At 45.3% G+C, this 22,094-nt stretch carries 17 protein-coding genes; 6 read left to right on the plus strand and 11 right to left on the minus strand.

Going from position 1 to position 22,094, the window contains the following annotated elements; genetic code table 11:
- Window positions 1-3: 3 nt before the first annotated feature.
- The 4 genes from ABEW32_RS23505 to ABEW32_RS23520 form a co-directional block, all read right to left on the minus strand.
- Window positions 4-2,925 carry a glycosyl hydrolase gene (locus ABEW32_RS23505; RefSeq protein ID WP_430192318.1) on the minus strand — a complete coding sequence of 974 codons (2,922 nt, stop codon included), beginning with the start codon at window positions 2,923-2,925 and terminating at the stop codon, window positions 4-6.
- A 604-nt stretch (window positions 2,926-3,529) separates the two neighbouring features.
- The gene (gene ribD / locus ABEW32_RS23510; RefSeq protein WP_430192320.1) at window positions 3,530-4,630 is read right to left on the minus strand and encodes a bifunctional diaminohydroxyphosphoribosylaminopyrimidine deaminase/5-amino-6-(5-phosphoribosylamino)uracil reductase RibD; all 1,101 of its coding nucleotides are present in this window, start codon (window positions 4,628-4,630) and stop codon (window positions 3,530-3,532) included.
- Entirely contained in the window at window positions 4,627-5,391 is a 765-nt protein-coding gene (locus ABEW32_RS23515) for a GTP cyclohydrolase II (protein WP_430192322.1), read from the minus strand. The genes ribD and ABEW32_RS23515 overlap by 4 nt, the downstream gene beginning before the upstream one ends.
- A gap of 87 nt (window positions 5,392-5,478) precedes the next feature.
- Window positions 5,479-6,573: an FAD-dependent monooxygenase gene (locus ABEW32_RS23520; RefSeq protein ID WP_430192323.1), complete on the minus strand. Its 1,095-nt coding sequence runs from the start codon at window positions 6,571-6,573 to the stop codon at window positions 5,479-5,481.
- Window positions 6,574-6,829: 256 nt separating this feature from the next.
- Between ABEW32_RS23520 and ABEW32_RS23525 the strand changes: the two genes are divergently transcribed.
- On the plus strand, window positions 6,830-7,165 hold the full coding sequence (locus ABEW32_RS23525; RefSeq protein WP_013312049.1) for a winged helix-turn-helix transcriptional regulator: 336 nt from the start codon (window positions 6,830-6,832) through the stop codon (window positions 7,163-7,165).
- 179 nt (window positions 7,166-7,344) lie between these two features.
- Here the strand turns inward: ABEW32_RS23525 and ABEW32_RS23530 are convergent, their stop codons facing one another.
- Window positions 7,345-7,737 (minus strand): winged helix-turn-helix transcriptional regulator, encoded by a 393-nt coding sequence (locus ABEW32_RS23530; protein WP_430192325.1) that lies wholly within the window; start codon window positions 7,735-7,737, stop codon window positions 7,345-7,347.
- A gap of 147 nt (window positions 7,738-7,884) precedes the next feature.
- Between ABEW32_RS23530 and ABEW32_RS23535 the strand changes: the two genes are divergently transcribed.
- Window positions 7,885-8,403, plus strand: coding sequence for a DJ-1/PfpI family protein (locus ABEW32_RS23535; RefSeq protein ID WP_430192327.1), 519 nt, complete (start codon window positions 7,885-7,887; stop codon window positions 8,401-8,403).
- Window positions 8,404-8,595: 192 nt separating this feature from the next.
- Window positions 8,596-9,297, plus strand: coding sequence for a YoaK family protein (locus tag ABEW32_RS23540; protein WP_430192329.1), 702 nt, complete (start codon window positions 8,596-8,598; stop codon window positions 9,295-9,297).
- 12 nt (window positions 9,298-9,309) lie between these two features.
- Here the strand turns inward: ABEW32_RS23540 and ABEW32_RS23545 are convergent, their stop codons facing one another.
- Together ABEW32_RS23545 and ABEW32_RS23550 are read right to left on the minus strand one after the other, a co-directional pair.
- On the minus strand, window positions 9,310-10,485 hold the full coding sequence (locus tag ABEW32_RS23545; RefSeq protein WP_430192331.1) for an alanyl-tRNA editing protein: 1,176 nt from the start codon (window positions 10,483-10,485) through the stop codon (window positions 9,310-9,312).
- 132 nt (window positions 10,486-10,617) lie between these two features.
- Window positions 10,618-11,907: an arsenic transporter gene (locus ABEW32_RS23550; protein ID WP_430192427.1), complete on the minus strand. Its 1,290-nt coding sequence runs from the start codon at window positions 11,905-11,907 to the stop codon at window positions 10,618-10,620.
- 362 nt (window positions 11,908-12,269) lie between these two features.
- On the opposite strand from ABEW32_RS23550, the gene ABEW32_RS23555 reads away from it, so the two are divergent.
- The gene (locus ABEW32_RS23555) at window positions 12,270-13,052 is read left to right on the plus strand and encodes an alpha/beta fold hydrolase (protein WP_430192333.1); all 783 of its coding nucleotides are present in this window, start codon (window positions 12,270-12,272) and stop codon (window positions 13,050-13,052) included.
- 106 nt (window positions 13,053-13,158) lie between these two features.
- Window positions 13,159-14,385 (plus strand): sugar efflux transporter, encoded by a 1,227-nt coding sequence (locus ABEW32_RS23560; protein ID WP_430192335.1) that lies wholly within the window; start codon window positions 13,159-13,161, stop codon window positions 14,383-14,385.
- A gap of 128 nt (window positions 14,386-14,513) precedes the next feature.
- Here the strand turns inward: ABEW32_RS23560 and ABEW32_RS23565 are convergent, their stop codons facing one another.
- Window positions 14,514-15,731, minus strand: a complete 1,218-nt coding sequence (locus tag ABEW32_RS23565; protein ID WP_430192336.1) for a macrolide family glycosyltransferase — start codon at window positions 15,729-15,731, stop codon at window positions 14,514-14,516.
- A 179-nt stretch (window positions 15,732-15,910) separates the two neighbouring features.
- The gene (locus tag ABEW32_RS23570) at window positions 15,911-19,219 is read right to left on the minus strand and encodes a pectinesterase family protein (protein WP_430192338.1); all 3,309 of its coding nucleotides are present in this window, start codon (window positions 19,217-19,219) and stop codon (window positions 15,911-15,913) included.
- 186 nt (window positions 19,220-19,405) lie between these two features.
- On the opposite strand from ABEW32_RS23570, the gene ABEW32_RS23575 reads away from it, so the two are divergent.
- The gene (locus ABEW32_RS23575; RefSeq protein WP_430192340.1) at window positions 19,406-20,245 is read left to right on the plus strand and encodes a helix-turn-helix transcriptional regulator; all 840 of its coding nucleotides are present in this window, start codon (window positions 19,406-19,408) and stop codon (window positions 20,243-20,245) included.
- Between the two features lie 225 nt (window positions 20,246-20,470).
- On the opposite strand, the gene ABEW32_RS23580 is transcribed toward ABEW32_RS23575, so the two are convergent.
- Entirely contained in the window at window positions 20,471-21,508 is a 1,038-nt protein-coding gene (locus ABEW32_RS23580; RefSeq protein WP_430192342.1) for a threonine aldolase family protein, read from the minus strand.
- Window positions 21,495-21,956, minus strand: coding sequence for a MarR family winged helix-turn-helix transcriptional regulator (locus ABEW32_RS23585; protein WP_430192344.1), 462 nt, complete (start codon window positions 21,954-21,956; stop codon window positions 21,495-21,497). Before ABEW32_RS23585 ends, ABEW32_RS23580 begins: the two co-directional genes overlap by 14 nt.
- Window positions 21,957-22,094: the final 138 nt, after the last annotated feature.

The following is a 22,094-nucleotide window of genomic DNA, read 5'->3' on the forward strand; positions in this document are numbered from 1 at the left end:
TATTTATTCAGAAGCAACTCCGGGCTGGAGCGTGTTCAATACCTCCGTAGCGGAAATTTCGGAGGCCTCTGTCGTTGTGGATACCGTCTGGTGAGTATAGCTAAATGAAGGAGTCTCATATTGCAATCCCGCCTTTTCATAGGTGAACCAATAGCTGACGGCCTTTCCGGTGGAAAGGTCTGTAACCCGCTGCTCCCAAACACCGGCGTTGTTGGTCATCCGGTAATTGAGCTGTTGTCCACCTGCTAAAGTATAATGCACGTCAACATAGGCGGAGGCTGTTTTGGGGGTAAATTGAAGCAGTGCTTCACGATCGCTGACAAAGCGGGCCCGCACAGTGTAATCCTCCGTTTCTCCGCCACCCTCATTGCCGCCAGATGCTGACTCCGTAGTTACCGATACAGCATTTCTGGCTGCGGACAGGTTGCCGGCTGCATCACGAGCCTTAACGGTAAAGCTATAAGTAGTAGCTGCATCCAGTCCTGTAATTGAAGCAGAAGTACCGTTTATTTTTGCCGCCTGAGCCCCGTCCCTATACACAATATACTCCGTAACGGCAACATTGTCTGTGGCTGCTTCCCACTCCAAAGTAACCGCTGATGCTGTTTTGGTCGTAGCCCGCACATTGGCTGGGCTGGATGGAGCCTCTGTATCCGGCTGCGGATTACCGCCACTTCCATTTCCGGTATTAAAGCTGTTCGGCTGCACGGTAATGCTGTGTCCATCTGAGAAGGTTACCGTTTTGACCTGGTTGGTAAAATTGTAGGCCACATAGGTTTTTACACCGTTCTTATAAAATACAGCATAAATAGGTGAATTGGCGGTGATGCTGCGGTCGATGTTGCCTACAGCATCCAAATTATAAATCCAGTGGTAGGCGTTCGCCTTGGAATTCCCAGCTTCCGGCGTCATGGCTGCTACGCGTGCACTGAATTTGGCCTTGGCATCGGACGGGTTCGAGATCGCTCTGTACATATATACGATATCTTCCCACGGACTGAAATTCCCTCCGCTTTTTTGTAGCAAATTGTTATAATTTTTGGCCGCATACTCCGGATATTGTGTCAGGTACAAGGAAGCCGAGGTAATCGGCAGCCAGTTGATACCATGCACTTCTGCGGGGTTATTCGTCCACCATGTTGCATTTCCCACCGTTTTACCACCCCAGATCATGCTTGCCGTCGCGCTTTGCATCCCAGAAGGGATGTTCGTACCTTGTACATCAAACCAGTATTCGTTAATTGCATTCATTTCCGTTGTGTATAGATAAATGCCCAGATCACGAGTTTGCGTATTCCCCGTCGCCTCGCCCCATAAAATCAAACCTGCCCAAGCATTCATCGCCTCCGAGGAGGATTCATTGTTGTTGCCGTCGCCAAATTTAGCATGACCGGAAGCCCAGGTATGCCCGGCATAGGGATCAAAGTTACGTAAATACGGAAATTTCGAATCAGACCTGTCGGGATTGGCAATGTCGCGAATGAGCAACTGCACCATCTGCCCCCATTGTGAATTGGATGCCCAGCTTTTGTCCACCCGCGCAATTTCGGCCGCAGCCTTAATAAAGTATCCATAATGGAAATGATGGTCGTTTAATTCTACCGCACTGCCAAAGCTGTCAGGATAACCGATTAATGTCCCCCAATTACTATTGTACACAAATAGGTTCGAGCTTTTCATGTTTCCTGAGCTGTTGCTGGCCTTAAACCAGTCCTGTAGCCGGCTTTTAATCTCATTGCGGAACTGGGTCGCTGCTGCGGTATTGCCCACCTGGTCGGCAATTGGCGCCAAGGCTGCAAGCTTCCCCAAACGTTTTCCAGTCCAATATGTGTCACCATCGCCAGAATAGACTTCCGCTTTTGCCTCTTCTATATAGCTGTTCAGTGTATTTTTATCATAAGACCCCATGTCGGGCAAAGAAGGGAGTACCCCTGTAAATTTCATTTTTGTTTGAAAAGAAGCACCTTCCGCTGTTTTCATCAGACCACGTACAGAATTGTACGTATAGCCCAGCAGGGATTGCGATGAATTTTTCCACTGATGCGGGTATAAAGCAAAAATAGTACCGGCTTGTGTACCTTGCTTCGCGGTTGTTGTAACGGTAAAGGTAGTCGTTACTTCGGAAGAGGCTTCATTGTAACTGTACTGGGCTTTGGAATTGGTAACAAAAGAATAGGCGTATTGCTGAAATTTATCCAACGTTGCCGTTGTGTTGTCAGGCAAAGCCGCCACTGTAAAATAGTTTTTCCCGTTCAATTGATTGATCAGAGTATTCGTTCCAATGCCGGACCAGGTGCTGCCGGAAGGACCAAACAGACCATAGTGTGAGCCATTGACCGTAATGCCCAGCACAGGAGAACTAGCTGAGCCAGACCAGACCTTGGGTACCTCATTGAACGAGAGCTTCGGATTGCCGCCACCAAACTCAAAAAAGATATAAGGAGAGCCATGTCCATAGGTAGCGCTCATTTTGTTGCTGCCGCTTTGAAATAACGATTTGACAAACCAGTCACTAAAGCCGTCCACCTTGGCATCCGGAAATGAAGCGCTTTCAGAATGTCCGATAGTAAAATCATTCACATCATCCATCCAGCCTGCAATGTATCCCGGATTCACCGTAATTTTTCCGCTTGGGTTAAAGATTCGTAAACCATTTTGCTGATTTTTCAAGGCAAGCGGATGTGGATATTGAGCCTCGGAGTGGGGCACCCAGGCCAGGCTGCTCCACCAGTCGTTGGTAGGCATTGGGCTAGTTACATTCGCTGTCTTGTAAATTTCGTTTTGCGGTGTAGCTGCTCCGGCAGGCAATGTAGTGGAATATGACCCTGCGCCTTGTGTAACCTCCCCCGAAAATGCTTTAGTAGAAAGCGGTGCTGCTAAACATATCAGACTGGCACTCAACAAGCATAATATCATTTTTCTCACAACCTACATCCTCCTTTGAATTCTTTTATCCCTTACACTGCAAGGCTTTTCCCTTTCCTTCCAATTCGAATTCAACTTCATTGTGCTTGATCTCCATTTCCAGGTCAATCCTTTTATTTCTAATTTTTAGCTAAACGAGGCGAAAGTCTCTAGAAATGCATAAGAAACCAGGACGAAAAACCCAAGTATTATGTAAGGATGCCTTTTTGATTTCACGCCATAAGACGTTCACCATATGAGTTATTCACCCCATTAACCATTCACCCGAATAAACGTTTAGGCTATAAAAAAAAGACCCTCCAGGCCTTTTAGCCCTTCAGATCCTCTATTTTGAATTTATAAGGTTTTGAGTCTTTGAGTTTGGTCTTTGAGTATTTAGCTTCTCATGCCCTTCCCCATGCTCCACACCATTTCGAAAAATGAGTGACTTTGCGGTGGGCAGTTGCGGAGCGGAGGAGTTGAATCTGGAGAAGCGGTAGCGTTCGCCTTTGCAGTGGGATTCTTACCTTTAATTCTTTTGTACAATCCGAAAAATCCCACTGCAACAGCGATCGGAAGATCAACCCCTTCGCGGAGCCTCCTTCTCCACCCAAAAACAACTCACTCATTTCTCTCGCCCAAAATACCCTTCTATTTTCCAGTCCACGCCAACCTGCGTAACACTCAAATCCTGCAAAGCTACTGCGTCGTCCATCGCAGATACACCCTCTCCCCCAAGAAAGCCCGGAGCCGTGCGTCCTCCAACCAGCTTCGGCGCCATATACAGCACCAGCTTGTCTGCCAGTCCTTGCTGCACGAACGAAGCGTTCACCTCGGCCCCGCCTTCCACGAATACCGATGAGACCTCCGCCGCTCCCAAAATATCCAGCATTTGCGGAAGATTGACCCGCTCACTTTTTTCATCCTGCGTCGGATATACCTTCACACCAAGCTGTTCCAGCTGGCTTCGCTTGCCTTCATCGTAAGCCCGTCCTGTGAATATCCAGGTCGGCGCCTCTCCGTCTGTAATAACACGAGCATCCAATGGAATGCGCAGCTTGCTATCCAAAATGATACGAATCGGGTTCCGACCTTCTGGTAGACGAGTCGTTAGCTGAGGATTATCATGAACCACAGTCTGGACTCCGACCAGGATGCCCACATGCTCGTGACGAAGGCGATGCACATCCTCCCGTGCAGCCTCCGAAGTAATCCACTTGCTTTCGGAGGTCCGGGTTGCAATTTTACCATCCAGCGTTACTGCCGATTTGATCGTAATAAAAGGTCGCTTGTTCACGATATATTGATTGAACACTTCATTCATACGAATGGATTCCTGCTCACATACTCCGACAATGACCTCAATGCCCGCGTCTTTCAAAATCTGTACCCCTCTACCAGAGACCAGCGGGTTCGGGTCCAGGGCTGCAATCACCACCCGGCGAATGCCAGCCTTCACAATCGCTTCCGCGCACGGGCCTGTCCGGCCGTGATGGGAGCACGGCTCCAATGTTACGTAAATCGTCGCTCCCTGAGCGTGTTCACCCGCCATACGCAATGCATGAATCTCGGCATGTAGCTCACCGGGCTTCAAATGAGCGCCGATCCCTACGATGCGACCATTGTTGACAATGACTGATCCGACGAGTGGATTCGGTTCTGTTTGCCCTTTGGCACTTCTGGCATTTTCCAATGCTAGACGCATATATTTTTCGTGAGTGCTCATAGAACCTCCCTGAGATCGGAATCCCGCAAATGGCCGGATCGTTCTACTTTTGTATTCAAATACCGTTCATTATATTGCGACACATCGCCCCAGAGCGGCATACGCCCCGCTACATTCATCCCAGACTTCTTCAAGGCATCCAGCTTTTTAGGATTATTTGTGATCAGCGTTACCGGTTTTTGTCTCAAGTGCTGGAGCACACTAATGGCATCCACATAATTGCGTGTATCATCTTCAAAACCCAGCTGATGGTTGGCCTCGACGGTATCCATGCCTTCTTCCTGCAGAATATAAGCCATGGCTTTGCTAAACAAACCGATTCCGCGACCTTCATGATTAGCCAGATAGAACAATGCACCTGTTCCATGCTCCACGATCATTTTCATCGACTGGTGGAGTTGGAATCCGCAATCACAACGCTTGCTACCAAAAATATCTCCAGTATGGCAAATACTATGCATGCGAACTAATGCATGATCCGAATGTTGGAGATCGCCGTACACCAATACGCTTGACTGTTGTCCCTCCGCCAAGTTCAGTGTGGACAATCGCTTCACAATCGTCTCCGCATTGGCATTCAGTAAGTCCTGGCGATCTTCCTCATCCCGTACAGGTAGCCAGCAATACCATTGAAAAACAACCGTTTCTCCTTCCAAATTAACCGGCAGCTTGATCGGCCCTACCAAGATCGTCGAAGATTGCTCTCCACGAACAGTTTGAATTTTATCGTTAAGTAGTGTAGCTACATCCTTCACGTTCATCTTTCTGCACCATCCTTTATATTGTCTCTATATATGAAGCGCCTCGTATTTCAGAGGCTAATCGTTGTTGTTCAGGGTTTGATATCCTTAAACTATGTGTAAGAAATGTTCATGAAACGTGGATTCCATAGTCAATTGTCGCTCCTGAAGTTCGGTGACAGCCTGCCGTCGTCCGTTTTCGAAAGCCTTCAGGTCTTCTGCGGTATATACCTGCTGTCGTAAACGAAGAAGCTCACTGGCCAGCACATCGGCATCCTTCAAAGCAGCGTTTAAGCCAAAAGCCCCCGTAGGTGTCATGGTATGCGCCGCATCTCCAATCAGGACCAGTCCGTTCTGTGCCCATGTATCACTGCGACTGCTGAAAATATCCAGCGGTACGAAGTCCTTCCATGAACGAATGTGGTCGTGCACACTATGCTTCAAATCCGGAAAAGCCTCTGCAAACAGTTGTATAAATGGCTCAAAAGATTGCTTAAACAGGGTTGGAAAGCTGCCTTCCTCCACATTCCAGCCAATTTGAATATAGCCCTCAGCCTGTGAAAATAAAGCCAGCTGCCCTCCGTTGACCAGTGCGAAACGAGTGACCGGCTCCCACCCGGCAGGTGCCGCGATTTTGGCCCATAGCAGATCATAGCCGTGGCGAATGTTCGTCACAGGCATCTGCGCCAGCTTACGCACAGTCGAATAGCGACCGTCTGCTCCTACAATCAACGAACTGTGAATCGTAATTTCATGACCATTCTTGTCGCGGGCAGTCAAGCCTGTGTACCCCTGCTCACTGTCACCTTCCAACGCAGTCACCGTTGTGCCTGCCAGGTAGCGGAAGGACTCGTAGGCTGATGCCTGTGTGAGCAGTGCCTCCAAAAATCGAGGTTGGGGAATATGAACCCCCACATTACCATGGATTAAAGCTGGCTTGACCGTTTTGATCTGTTGCTGATGCTGCCAATATTCGATTCTTGTGGAGGCGAGAATATAGTCCTCATGAATTTGTTCAAGCAGCTTATGTTTTTGGATCACTTCCTGACCCTCATCATTTAAAATTTCACCACGGAAAGCCTTTCCGGCCACGCTCTGCCGCTCAACCAATATTGTGGAAAGACCCTGCTCCGCCAGTAGGCAGGATAATAAAGTCCCTGCGGGGCCCCCTCCAACTATGCACACTTCACATACCAGCTTCATCCGACTTCCCCCTACGCCCAAGCCATAACCTCACCCATTAGTTCGTATCTGTCCATCTAATGGCATCTTTAATCATATCAAAATAAGTTTAATTTTTAAGTATTATCTTATAAAGTTCCGTATCGAGTCCATTAAGTTACTTTATGTAACAAAGTATATTTATATCATTCAATTTCGTCAAGTAATAAATTTATGTAAAGTAAAAACATTTACTTTTAACAGTGAATCGTTAATAATAGGAGCATGAGGTGATCACATGAACATTCCGCAGATGTGTCCACGGTTTGAAAAAGCTATGGAGCTACTGAGCAAGCGTTGGACGGTGTTGATCGTTTTTCAGCTAACTAATGGTCCGCAACGTTTTGTCGCTATTGAGAATTCAATTCCTAATTTAAGCGGAAAAGTCCTTTCGGACCGCTTGAAAGAGCTGGAGGAAGAAGGAATCATACAGCGTATGGTTTATCCTGAGAAGCCTGTGCGGATTGAATACTCCCTTACGGATAAAGGACGCGATTTAGCTCCTTTGTTTGACCATATCGGTACTTGGGCTACACGCTGGATCGAGGTTTTACCAGCACTTGAACAGCAATAGCCTATATTGAAGTAACAGACGGTTACAGCTATTTTTCCTAGACTCAAATGTTAAAAACACAGACTGCTAACATGCCAAAGAACGCCTTTGCTCTGGGTACAATTCGTACTCATCGTGCAAGGCGTTCTATTTTTCATATGACGAAGCGCTAAGGGTCCATCTTAGATCACATTTGGTATTTAAAGTTTCCCCTCACTGCTGCGCTGCATTTCCTCACGGATGGATTGCACCCGTTTTTTACCCCAGTCATACATCATCTCCACAATCGGTAAAATCGTCATCCCCAGCTCAGTCATCGAATACTCCACCTTTGGAGGCACTTCGGGATACACCTCGCGGTGTACAATACCGTCCTCCATCAACTCCCGTAACTGATTGGTCAGCACTTTGTGCGATAGCTTCGGAAACAATCTTTGCAGGTCACTGAACCGGTGCGGCCCTTCCACACCCAGATGCCATAAAATAACGACCTTCCATTTTCCGCTCAGCACAGATAACGTTAGTTCCTTTTCGCAGTTGTAGTCACCGTTAACAATTTTCTCCCGTATTTCTTCTCTCAGCGTATCAGACATATATCAATTAACTCCTTCTACATCAACATGATCTTGCCTTAATAGTAACCTGCAGGTAACCTCCGTACTTGAAAGTGCATTCTTCACAGCCTAACAAAGCCAGCCTACAATAGTAGATAACGTTACACATTCAAGGAGGAATAGAGTATGAGTAAAAAAGCCCTTTTTATTATACCCCCAGAGCGCTTTAATGAGGATGAATTGTTTAAACCACAGCAAGCGCTGGAACAAGCAGACGTTACTGTGACACTAGCCAGTACAAAAACAGGTGAAATTACAGGTGACTACAACGGTAAAGCGACGGCTGATCTTGTTTTTACAGATGCTGTGCTGGCTGATTATGATGTGGTATCTGTGATCGGTGGATCAGGAACGAATGATCATCTGTGGAATAACGCGGATCTTCAAGCTCTGCTGAAACAAGCTCATGAGCAAAAGACTTTAGTGGGGGGCATCTGTGCAGGCTCCGTAGCCGTGGCTCAAACCGGACTGCTCTCTGGAAGAACAGCTACATGTTATCCAGTGGATGTACAAAAGGACCAGCTCCAATCGCATCAAGTCCAATATGTGGCACAGCATGTCGTTGCGCATAATGACATTATTACAGCCGACGGTCCAGACGGTGCACAGGAATTTGGCGAAGCGCTCGTTCATGCCCTTCGTTAACACACTTTGAGTCGCAGACAGACACTATAAACAAGCACCCCAAAGAAGCCGCTTCACGTCCTTTTCATTAAAATGGGACTGAATGCGGTTTCTTTGTGCCATTTCCGTGCCGAAGTGTCCAAATCAATTGTCGAATCTGCATTGTCGTGCTAAGTTAGAGGAATCGACGTTTTAGCATAGGAGGCTTATGCCGTGAATATGAAAGGCAAAATCCATTTACATCAGGTAACGTCCGAATCGTTGCGACTGGGCGCCTTACTATCATTAGTAGGGGGCTTTTTGGACACATATACCTATGTGGGAAGAGGCGGTGTGTTCGCCAACGCACAGACAGGTAATATCGTGCTGCTGGCTGTCAAAGCCATTGAAGGGCACTGGATTCAGGCTTTAGCCTATATCCCGCCCCTGATCGCCTTTTCACTGGGCGTTTTTGTTGCTGAAGGGATTAAACGAAAATCAACCCACCGTCTAACTCCGGATTGGGCCCGCGCTATTCTTTTACTGGAAATAGCAATTTTTTTCATCGTGGGACTTATTCCGCAAGGAGTTCCTAATACGGTAGTGGTAGTGATCGTCTCGTTCGTCGCTTCCGTACAGATGACTTCCTTCCGCAAGCTCATTGATGTGCCGTACACCTCCACGGTCAGCACCGGTAATCTACGATCAGCTACAGAGGCTATGTATGTTGCCATAACGACCAAGGACACGAACGCTGCTATTCGAGCGATGCGTTATGGTGTTATCCTCGCAGCCTTCTTGGCAGGAGCTTTACTGGGGGGATTTCTGACTTTGACGATTGGGGATAAAGCCATTTGGGGCGCTGTTATTGCACTTATTTTTTCTTTTATTTTATTTACAGAAGAGGAAAAGTGGAAGCTGCCGCTGCGTCACTAATCCTCCATTCCATTAGCCCTGAATGAGCTGTCGCTGGGCCGTTTCAAAGAAATCCAAGAGGTTCTCGCGGGACGAAAATGCTGCCTGAGCAGATTGGTTGCTACCGCCCCCCTTGCCCTGAAACGCGCCCAGATTTTCTTTTAAAAATGCTCCACAGTTAACAGATTGGGTGCCGTTATGTGCAAGAATGATTTTGTTTTCTGCTGTTGTGGCAAATAAAACAAGTAAATCGTGTTCAGCGGTCAGCTTGGTAGCTAATTGCTGCATCTCCTGAATGGATTTTTGTTCGAATACATGAGCAAGAACATGCCCCTGTACAGCAGACAGCAACTCTTTCGCCTGGTATGATGCATTTTCCTCTTGCAGAAGCTCCACTTGCGCCTTGAGCTGCTTATGCTCCTGCTCCCACTTTTGGAATCGAGTCAAAATATCCTTTCGTCCCGTATTGAACTTCGCAGACAGCACGTCCAAAATCCGAACACCCTCATTAAAGTCGTGGAGTGCGCGAGCACCACATTTGAAATGGATTCTCGCCATCCCCTTCTGCTTCTCCCATTTCAAGCATTTAATCATTCCGATTTCCCCGGTCTGAGCCACATGTGTACCGCCGCAAGCATTATATTCAATGCCTTCAATCTCAACAATCCGAATGTGTTCCGTTACTTTAGGCATCTTCACAAGTGGTATATCCTTCAATTGCTCATGCGTTACAAAATAGCTTTTTATGCTACGGTTGCTGTAGATTTGCCAATTTGCCTCCTGTTCGATTGCCGATAGCTGTGTAGAGGTTACATCCGAACAGTGGATATCAATTGTGGCGTACTCTTGCCCCAAATGAAAGCTTTCTGTCCGCGCCCCTAACAGCTCCAGACAAACTGCTGATAGCAAATGCTGCCCACTATGCTGCTGCATATGATCAAATCGGCGCTCCCAATCCAATTGGCAGGACACTTTCTCATCCTCCGGCAAACGTTCTACCTGATGCCAAATGTCCCCATCCTCAAGCATGACATCTAATACACGGATGCCCTGAATCGTTCCTGTATCACACGGCTGACCTCCGCCATGCGGATAAAAGGCCGTTTCCTCAAGCATAACAAAAAATGCTCCGTCTCTTTCCATGCTTTGTGTAATATGAGTGTCCCACTCCGTAAGATTTGGAGCAGTGTAATATAATTTTGTCGCCATTTCAGGTCCCTCACTTTCGGGTATCTTTGTCTCGTGCGATATCCATTTATTATCAAACACATCATTGTAAATATCAATGTAACGAATAGATGTCTTTCCCTCGTATGAATGTATAAATTCTTCAATGCTCCATTATGACATGATTAACCACAGATATAAGCCCAGCAGCGTAATAAAAAGTGTAGGAATGGTTAAGACAATGCCTGTTTTAAAATAAGTCCCCCAAGAAATTTTCACGTTTTTCGAACGGAGCACATGCAGCCACAATAATGTGGCTAATGAACCGATTGGAGTTATTTTTGGCCCAAGATCCGACCCAATGACGTTAGCATAAATCAGCGCCTCTTTGACTATACCGGTGGCATGAGTGGCATTAATGGCAAGCGCATTAATCATGACCGTAGGCAGGTTATTCATACTCGACGAGATAATCGCCGCAATAAAACCCATGGCCATAGTGGCTACAAACATCCCTTGATCAGCAGCCGCTTGAATCACATGGGATAGCAGATCCGTCAAACCGGCATTACGCAGACCATACACCACCACATACATCCCAATAGAGAAAAATACGATGGCCCATGGAGCTCCCTTGATGACTTCTTTCATGGGCACCACAGGGCTTCTTCTAGCTATCAGCAAGAAAAGTATGGCAATGATACCAACCACCACCGAGACGGGAATGTCAAAAAACTCGCAGACAAAGTAGCCAATCAACAAGATTGTGAGAATGACCCAGGACATACGAAACATCTTTGGATCTTTTATCGAATCTGCAGGCGTGGTTAACTGTGTTGCATCAAACGTTTTAGGAATTCTTTTGCGAAAAATGAGATACAGTACCATGATACTAGCTGCTAAGGAGAACAGATTAGGTACAATCATACGACTCGTATATTCCATAAAACTGATTCCAAAGAAATCGGCTGACACAATATTAACGAGGTTGCTGACGACAAGCGGAAGCGACGTCGTATCTGCAATAAATCCGCTCGCTATGATAAAAGGAAACACCATTTTCTCATCCAATTTCAATGCCCGGACCATCGCCAGCACGATTGGCGTCAATATTAGGGCCGCGCCGTCATTGGCAAAAAAGGCTGCAACGACAGCGCCTAACACGCTCACGTAGACAAACATGCGGGTTCCGCTTCCACGGGCTATCCGTGCCATGTGAAGTGCTGCCCATTCGAAGAAGCCGATTTTATCAAGGACTAAGGAAATCAAAATAATGGAAACAAAAGCTAGTGTTGCATTCCAGACCATTCGAGTAACTTCCCAAACATCATGCAAATCCACTACACCAACCAGCAAGGCGAGTATGGCACCGCCGCAGGCAGACCATCCAATGGACAGATGTTTAGGTTGCCAGATTACCATTACTAAAGTGACTAAGAATATAATGCATGCCAACAAAATCAATGTTCTACAAACCTCCATTACATTACGTTATTAACATATACTTATATTAAAAAATCATTTATTCATTTTCGATTATATAACTAATGCTCACATACAAATAGAGCTCAATTTTAAGATCAAAAACGATCACGAGTTCATATTCTGGTTGGACCATGATGACAACATATCTTCCTTCATATGAATTCATTGTTTTAAAGCGTGTTTCGCTTTTCCCCTAAAAACAATAGCATTGATGAACGTGGATTCATTAGATCATCGGGATAAAAAGAGGGCTCCTGCATTCAAAGTTACAGCTCCAATGAATTTTTTGGATTGAATAAGCCAATTTTAAGATCAAAACCATTCAGGAAGAGAGCATGACGATGACTATTACAACCCTACACGAAAACTCCATGTATTATATCGATTCCGGCGAAGGAACAGCCATCCTATTCATTCACCCTCCGGTACTCACAAGCTCCAATTTCACATACCAAATCCAAGGGCTGTCGCCCTATTTTCGAACTATAGCTTTTGACATCAGAGGACACGGTAAAAGTCAGCCTTCCGAACAATCGATTACTTACCCGCTCATCGTAGAGGATATTAAGCATTTGATGGACCGGCTGAGCTTGGACAAAGTATTTTTGTGTGGATATTCTATCGGAGGCTCAATCGTATTAGAATTCCTTTTGACTTATCCAGATCGGGCATGGGGAGGCATTGTGATCAGCGGAATGTCGGAGGTAAACGAATGGGGGCTAAGAAACAAAATTTCTTTGGGCATTGCTCTTTCAAAGTTTGGTGCGGTCGGTACGATTGCGCTTTCTAACGCTTGGTCGCAAACGAAACAGTTATCTTTGTTTTATAAGTTATTCATTGATGCGAAGCAAAGTAATCCCAGGAATGTCGAGCAATTTTACCGTTACAGCTTGAAGTACAACTGTACCTCGCGGCTGGGTGAAATCCATCTTCCTGTTCTGCTCATTTACGGTGAAGAGGATCAACATTTTCATCCTTATGCCAACATATTGAATCAGCGATTACCGAAGAGTGAGCTTTTTTTTGTTAAAGAAGCTGATCACCGCCTTCCTACGAAAGCCGCTGGAACATTGAATGAACTGATTAAGCAGTTCATAGATCGCTTCAGTGAAAATAATTTATAATATTTTACACAATGAAAATATACAAATTATGCTAAAGTCATATATAGTTTAGATGGAATAGTTATGTATGGTTCTGCTTCTACATTTGAAGGGGTGTAAAAATGAAATGCTAAAGCGTATTCAAAATCTTTTCGTTATCCCAAATTATCCACTATTCATGATCTGTATGTTATTGCAGGGTATGGCTATTTCCATCAGTGCACCTTTTTTAGCTGTTTATTTTACAAGCACACTTGGGGTATCTGTGGGGACCTTTGGTATATTTACAGCAGTGACTTTGATTTGCGGCATATGGATAAGCTCCCTTATTGCCAAACGTTCTGATACTGGATTGGATCGTAAACAGATTTTAGTGATTTGTACGTTATTTAATGCCATAGCCTTCGCAGGGTATCTTGTAATCCAAAATTTTTATATGCTTTTTATTTATATGACTGTCTTTACGGCTGTTGGTGCTCCCGGGATGCCACAGTTATTTGCCAGTGCACGTGAAGCGGTAGACCGCAGTAAATCTGCGGATCATGCCTTTGCGAATTCAACGCTTCGTTCTATGTTTTCTCTTGGCTTTATTACCGGGCCGCTCTTGGGTTCCTTCTTGATTGCCCATACGGGCTTTAAAGGTATTTTTGTCGGTACGACCTCTATCTTTGTACTTATTGCCATTCTACTATTCTTTTTTATCAAGCAGCCTTCTGTTCAGTCTCAAAAAAAGGATCAACGTTCACTTCATCACATTACATTACATAAAAACATTGAAATTCTGATTCCTTTTGTAGTTCTTACTCTGCTTTATACATCTCACTGGATGAACAGTTTGAATATTTCCTTGTTCATCATTCACAATTTAAAAGGTGACACGAATGATGTTGCCCTGGTATCCAGTATTTGTGCAATCTTAGAAATCCCCCTGATGCTCATGCTAGGCGTACTAGCAGCCAAATACTCCAACCGTTTGCTTATATTTTTAGGGGCTTTAACAGGCGTCGTCTATTACCTTCTCGTCCTTATGTCTACGCAGATGTGGCAACTTTTCGTGGGGCAGCTTCTTTTAGCCTTCTTTGTTGCAGTGATTTCCGCCATTGGTATCAGCTATATGCAGGATTTGCTGCCATCTCTGCCCGGATACGCCTCGACACTGTATTCCAATGCGACAACGATCGGCAGACTGGCGGGGAGCTTAATGGGCGGATTGTTCGCTCAATGGATGGGTTACCGAAACTCCTATTGGATTTGTTTATTCCTGATTCTTTGTTCTCTCGGTCTGCTGGCGATTTCAAAAAAATTAGAGTTTGATAAACCGGCCGCTCTACGGGAAAGAAATCACAGTCTATAGGACAGCACCAACACAAAAGCAGCACGCAGTCTGGACAAGAACCCAAAGTCCGATTACGTGCTGCTTTGTTATGATTGTGCCACGCATAGCCCAGATTGATTAGAATCGTGAGCCTCCGCACACGCACCCTATTTTTCTATAGTAGAGAAACGGCTCATAATTGCATCGGCCGCATATGTATAACCTCCAGCCTGACGTAGTGATTCGCCAATTACATGCGCCTGTTGTTTATAGATGGCTTGATTTAAAACCTCTAGCAAAGCAGCTTTTAAGATAGCGGGTGTAAGCTCATTTTTATTCACAGCAATACCCGCTCCCAGCTCTTGAACCCGATTGGCCACGAGCGGCTGATCCGATGTCATGGGGACCAGAACCATCGGCACGTTGTAATACAGGGCTTCGCTTGCACTGTTCATTCCCCCATGTGTGATAAATGCATCTACACGCTGGAGCATTTCCAGCTGCGGAATATAAGATTTGATCATAAAATTGTCCGGAATACTATCCGCCAATAACTCCATCTCCGCACATGGGCCTGATGAAAGTACAAATTGCACAGGCAAATCACGAAATGCTTCAAAGCAAAGCTTGTAAAACTCCAAATCTCTATTAAGGATAGTTCCCAATGATATATAAACAACCTGCGGATACAAAGCACGAAGCTGGTCGAACGGAAAAGAGGGCGCATCTTTACGAGGTACAATAGATGGACCTGCAAAAATATAGCTGTCATCCAGCTTTTCAGCTTGCGGTTGAAAATAACGGCTTGTATACACGATCTTTAGGCTGTGGGAATGCGAATCGAGCTCATCAATAGCAGGGACGGCAACCTGAAACTCCTCAGCTAATTGATGTACTACTTTCATCGTATCCTCATAAAGCGCTCTCACTTTTACGTCATGATCATCCCCGCCTTGATCAGATCCTAGAGGCTCTACGAAAGCAAACGAACAGACCGTACATACCGCGGGTATTCCGAGGCTTTCTGCTATAATTTTGCCTCCCCACCCCATCAAATAGTCATAAATCAAATAATCATATACTTTATTTTCAATTGCTTTCATAACCGTTGGAATAATAGGTTCAATCAAACCTTTAACGATCATATTCACGAATTGATAATGATGTTTATATTCAGCCGGCTTTAATACAGGATTGTGAATAAATGCATCCACACTAAATGGATAGGTGATCAGGTTTGCTCCCGTTTGTTGAATTCTCGTACCAAATTCCTCTGAACACACATAATCTACTTCCTCTCCCCTATCGACCAATTGCTTAATTAATCCTAATGACGGGTTAACATGGCCTTCAGCAGGCGTGATCACAACCAACACACGTGCCATCCTACACCTCCGACAACATAATGTATTTAAAAAAAAATGTTAGTTTTGTCCATGATGTTTACCTACTTCCCTCATTCAATATATAAAATATTTACCATAAAAACAAATGATTTCAATACACACACATAAGCGGGGGAAACGCTTGAAGCGCATCCCCCGCTTATGTATTGAACATACAACTATAGACGCCAATTCCAATGGTCTGTCCCGCTCAGAACAGCTTCAACAGTATACTGGCTTGCTTCGTCAGCCGTAAGCTGTTTGGCCCAAGGTACACGCCCGCTGCTTTCTGCACCTGGTCCAAAGTTGTCGTACTCTCCAAATCTTGCAGTCTGCTCATTGGATTCCTTACCCCAATTGTTCCAACCACCTGGCTTGATATGGTCATCCATATAGGTTTTCAAAAAAGTAACATGTGCGTAAGGACGCCATGGTCGCCCAAGATCCACCTTGCCTGTCAAGCCAGCTTCGGTTGTCAGACGACACTGAGTAAATACAAAACCTGGCTGGTTCTCTTCCGTTGAAGCGGCTGTTACGTATCCGGCACGCAGGCTGTGTATGATCGAATTATCAAACACGGCAGGGGCATTGCCAAATATAAAATCCACACTTCCACTGATGTAGCTGTCCTTAAAATATTGTCTGCCACGGTTTGCGAGCAAAGTATCCTGTAATCCGGTGATTTTGACATTGTGATACTTGCCACGATCGCCTTCAGCATATAACGCTACAGCCTGCACCTGTCCGGTCCCCTCTGTGTTGGCGACCGCCACATTTTCCAACACAAAGTCAGGACTTTGCACACGCATGGTATAGCTGTTGCTCGTTCCTAACTCTTTTCCGTCTACCACGGTCTTGGCCGTATCATCAAAAGCAATGATCGTTTTGTCCCGATCTTCTCCGATAATGCTCAGATTTTTTTTGGAGGAGTTCACCTTTATTTTCTCACGGTACGTACCGTTTTTGAGATGAATCACAGTCCTTGTGTTACGGTTGTCAGGAACTGCATCAATAGCTGCCTGGAGAGATGTGTAGTCAGCAGGGCCATAGGTCGATACAACCACACTCGTGGGAGAAGTTCCTCCTGAGTCTGCCAGCTTGCGGATCATCACATTACTGAATTCCGACGTATTGTAATTCCATACATCGTTTTGCTGTTTGGATGCATCGGTAGCTAACCCGAACAATAGCGGTTGATGATCCGGCAAATCCATAACGGTTTCACCAACCTTCTCCCAGTTCGTCACACCATCGGCGGACACCCATCCGGTAAGCTTTTGCCCTTGTCGCACAAGGCGAACCGAATATGGCGTTGGAATAAACGTTTCCATTGACGCGCGCTTGGTTGTACCCTCCGTTTGATCACGACTGATAAGAATCCCCTGTTTACCATATTTAACAAATGCTAAAGACATAAAGGCCATTTTTGATCCAGGCTTCAGGGATTCACGAATCATTACACCTGCCTCGGCATTATCATCCACAGGAGTAATCTTCTCCACCCGGGCAGTAATTTCACCGTCTCCCTCCCATTTCTGATAAGCATAATGGAAAAGATCGGCCTTACCATCAATATCTCCCGCCGATTTCAGCCGGATGCTACTACCGTTTGTATCTTCTTTTAATACCTCAGTATGCCCTTGGATATAGCCATCGTTGCCCTCAGAGCCAACTTCTTCACTAAGCCAGCTTCCCGTTGGTGCAGTCGTGTTGACGTGGATGGTGACAGGATTGGAAAATGTAGCAGCCCCCTTGCGGTCTGTCACCCGTGCAACAATGTAGTGGGTACCGTCCGCTACATGGTTCCAATCGATTCGATAAGGCGCATTCTCTACTTTTCCAGCAAGTTTGCCGTCAGTGACAAATTCAACGTGAGCAATACCATCTTGGTCCTTGGCCATTGCAGTTATGGTCGCATCACGTCCGGCTTCCAAAATATCGTTATGCTTCAGTGAACGTCCGCTTTCATCAGACACCTGAACGACGGCCTCTGGATTATCCACCTCACTACCATTGGACAGCTTCTCAATAAGATCATTTAGATAGACCTCTAAATTCGTATAGCCCTTGGCAAAATGAGCATACTCGCCTGTGCCAGCAAGCTCCTGACCGTTGCGGTCGTCTGCATTTTTGGGGTCCAGCCCATGGGCGCGTTCCCATTCATCCGGCATGCCATCATGATCACTGTCAGTAAGCTCCGTGGTAGTTACGCTATAATCATCGTAAATCCACCCTGCCTCACGCGGGGAGTTGATAAACGCCCCCGTTCCATTCTTCACATCATTCATAATCCGAGCGTCCACCGCATCTCTTCTTGGCAGCGTGGCTCCTGAACCGGCAAGCACCTCAGTATAGGCGGTCTGTGCATCTGTCGCTTGATACGGACCATACGCATCTGGTGAAATCCCGTTGTCGTATTCCCCTCGGACTTCAATTGGCTCTGCCAAACGAGTGGAAGGATCGATAATCGATCCAATGGATGTTCCAAGCTGCCAGTTGTCTGTAGTAACCGATTCGTTCCCATACATGTAATTGCCACCAATAAACATACGTGTTTTATATTTTTGACTACCCACATCTACAAAAATTTGACTGCGAACGTCCTTATATGTGTTGGGACCATACTTATAGTAGTTATTCAGCACATTATACGATCCTTCACCGCCACCGTAAGAAGAGAAAAATCCCCAGTTATAAATGACGTTATTGGTCATTTCTACAGCGTCGAGTTGTTTTTTATCGGTTGGAAAACGCGGATTGCGACTTGCATTGTGAGCCAACAAGTTATGATGATAGGTAGAATTGCGACCGCCCCATATGCCGCCATAGCCGTGGCGACCTTTCTGGTGCGTGGTCATTAGCATACTTTCGGACGCAATGGACCATTGTACTGTCGTATTTACGTTATCATACAGACTCAGCACCTCATCCACCGACCAGCTAAAGGAACAGTGATCAATCATAATATTTTTATGATATCTGGCTCCTAATGCATCATCCTCGCTGGGATAACGGTCGGTTAATCGAAAACGCAGGTAACGGAGAATAACGTTATCTGCATTAATTCCTGTTGTGTAATCGCTTACAGTTATGCCATCGCCAGGAGCTGTCTGACCCGCAACCGTCAGGTTGTTGCCCAGGATTTTAAGTGGCTCCTTAAGATGAATGGTCCCACCCACCCGGAATACGACCGTACGATTATCGGAGCTGACCGCTGCACGAAGAGATCCGGGGATCACCTGCTCACCTTTACCGTAGTCTGCCAACGTGGTAACTTCGTATACCTCACCTCCGCGTCCGCCGGTAACATATTTACCGCCACCTTCAGCCCCCGGAAACGCCGGAATATTCGTCGCTACTTTTTCCGCTTTTGCCACCTCTGTCCCTACCGCAGTCTCAGCCTGAATCAGTGGCGGGCACAAGGTCAACAACAATGAACCCACAACCACATTACATAGCACCTTTCTCCATGTACGCTGCTTGCTCATATCCTGTTTCCTCCCTAAGATTTTCTTTCACATCAGCGCATACTTTTATAAAAAATGATCCGAGACGTTCAGAAGCATCTTCACCTCCTTTCATCAATCTTTTCTGCTTTTACCGTGGGCAGGTGTCATATATACTATGGGTATATGAATGCGCTTACTTATCTTAATTGGCAAAGGAAGAAGCACATGAATGAAATAAAGGAAGACAAATATGTCATTGGAGAACAACAATTCTCCATTCATCACATCTACCGTACCGGCTTCACCATTATGCCCAGACCTCATGTTCATGAGAACTATGAGCTGTATTTTTTGCTGCAGGGCGAACGCATCTATTTTATGAACGGCAAGGTTTACACCGCTCGCAAGGGCGATCTGATATTCATCCTCCCTCATGACTTACACTCTACCGCCAGTACGCAATTGGAGGAAACAGAACGCATTTTGATTCATTTTTCTCCGACGTTTCTCCCACAGCAGGATCGTGACATTCTGGAGCTGCCACCGTATCAGCAATCTGCGTTGCTTCGCTTACCGGCGAGAGAGCAAGTCGAAGTTGAACGGCTGTTCCTGCAAATGAATACCGAATGCAGGAACAAGCAGCCTCTGCATGACCGTTGTGTACAGCATTTGCTGCTGGAAATGCTTATCCTGGTGCACCGATCAGAAGCGGCCGAGCGTAGTGAACTTGTTTCTTCTCATCCCATGCATCAGAAAATCACAGAAATTTCGTCCTTTATTCAGGACCATTTCAATGAGCCGTTAACTCTCGAACAAGTAGCCGCCTGCTTTTTTATAAGTCCGGCTTACCTAAGCCGCATCTTTCTAAAATTGACTGGCTTTCATTTCAGCGAGTACATCCGCGTAGTGAGGGTCAGGGCTGCTCAAACCAGACTGCGAACCACCAAGGACAAAATCCAGCACATTGCGGAGGATGTCGGCTTCGGTCATGCCTCCCATTTTAATAAAATCTTTAAAAAAATAACCGGCCTTTCCCCTCTTCAATACCGTAAACAGGTTCGATAGGTATTCAGTGTAAATAATTAGGCGCTAATTTTATACATCTGCTCTTGTCCTGTTTTTCCATTTTTATATCTGCTTGCTTTTTCATGGAACTAAAGACAAATCACTTGGATTAAATACATGACAACAAAAAAGCCATATTTCGCTGCAATGTGCGCAACGAAGTATGGCCTATTCCATCGTCCATTCTACATTTTCAAAATGATATCTATCGTTTATTCATGAGCTTTATTGCAATACTTTAATATCCTCAAGCAGCATTTCAATATTTGCTTTCTTCGTGGCCCAACTGGTGCAGAATCGAACAGCAGTATGGGTATCATCAACCTTTTCCCAAAAGGAGTAAGTATATTTTTCGCTCAATGCCTGTAATATACGATCTGATAAAATCGGAAACTGCTGATTGGTTGTTGAATGATATTGGAAAGAAAATCCTTGCTCGGATAATCCTTTTTGCAGCAACATGGCCATATCTATGGCGTGCTTGGAAATCTCAAAGTATAAACCGTCCTCAAACAGTGTCTCAAACTGAATGCCCAGCATTCTGCCCTTAGCCAGCAGTCCTCCTTTTTGCTTGATCATGTATCTGAAATCTTGTTTCAAGGCATCATTTATGATAACTACCGCTTCGCCCATCATTGCTCCAATTTTAGTGCCGCCTATATAAAACACATCGCACAGCTTTGCTATATCTGCTAACGATACATCGCTATCCTCTGCAACCAAACCATAGCCTAAGCGGGCTCCATCTATAAACAGTGGTAAACCACATTCACGACAGACTCTACTTAACACTTCCAGTTCGGAGCGGCTATAGATCGTTCCATTCTCGGTAGGTTGAGAAATATAAACCATCCCGGGCTGTACACAATGCTCAGGAGCAGAATCACTCCAGTGAGCGTCGTACATTGCCTTTACCTGTTCACCCCGGATTTTCCCATCCTCGCTTGGCAATGTCAGTACTTTATGTCCAGTAGCCTCAATTGCTCCGGTCTCATGCACAGCAATGTGTCCAGAAGTTGCCGCAATCACGCCTTGATGTGGACGCAAAATCGAAGAAATGACCGTTGTATTCGTCTGTGTACCTCCAACTAAAAAGTGTACATCCGCATTTTCGGAGTCACATGCCTTTTTAATGTAAGCTCTGGCTTTTTCACAATGATCGTCCACACCATAGCCTGGCGTTTGTTCCTCATTCGTCTCCAGTAGTCGCTTTAATATACGCTCATGAGCACCTTCGGTATAGTCGCATTCAAATCGTATCATCCTGTATCCTCTCCGAAATATCCAATTTCTTCCGAATTAACAACATAGAAGCATGTAATTCTGTAATCTCTTCTTCTGAAAGTCCTTGAACTAATCTTAGAATTTGTTCATCAGATCTTTCATTCAATTGGTTGTAGAACGTTTTTCCTTTGGGTGTCAGACGAATTAGATTTGTTCTATTATCCAACGTTGAATTTTCCTTAACAAGAAAGCCCTCTTTGCAAAATTTAGCAATGATCCTGCTCATATAGCTGCGATCAATTTGAAGAGATTCGACCAGAGTATTCGCAATACACGGCTCGATCAACCCGATCTCTATAATGACACGTGCCTCGGTAAAGGAATATCCGCTATCCAGCACATGTCTATCTAAAACACCAAGTAAATTCGTATAGAACCGATTAAAACGCCTCATATCCGCTATGATATTAGCATCGATATTGACCATAACTCCCCCTATTTAGTGGACTTTTGCAACAATTATAGTAATAATTTTTGTTGACTATGTCAACAAATAAAAAGGATCGTACATTAAGACATTCGCCTTATGTACGATCCGTATTCTAAAAGGAAGATTGAATTATAT

The sequence above is a fragment of the Paenibacillus jamilae genome (genome assembly GCF_050482105.1).
In the GTDB taxonomy this organism is placed as follows: Bacteria; Bacillota; Bacilli; order Paenibacillales; family Paenibacillaceae; genus Paenibacillus; species Paenibacillus jamilae_B.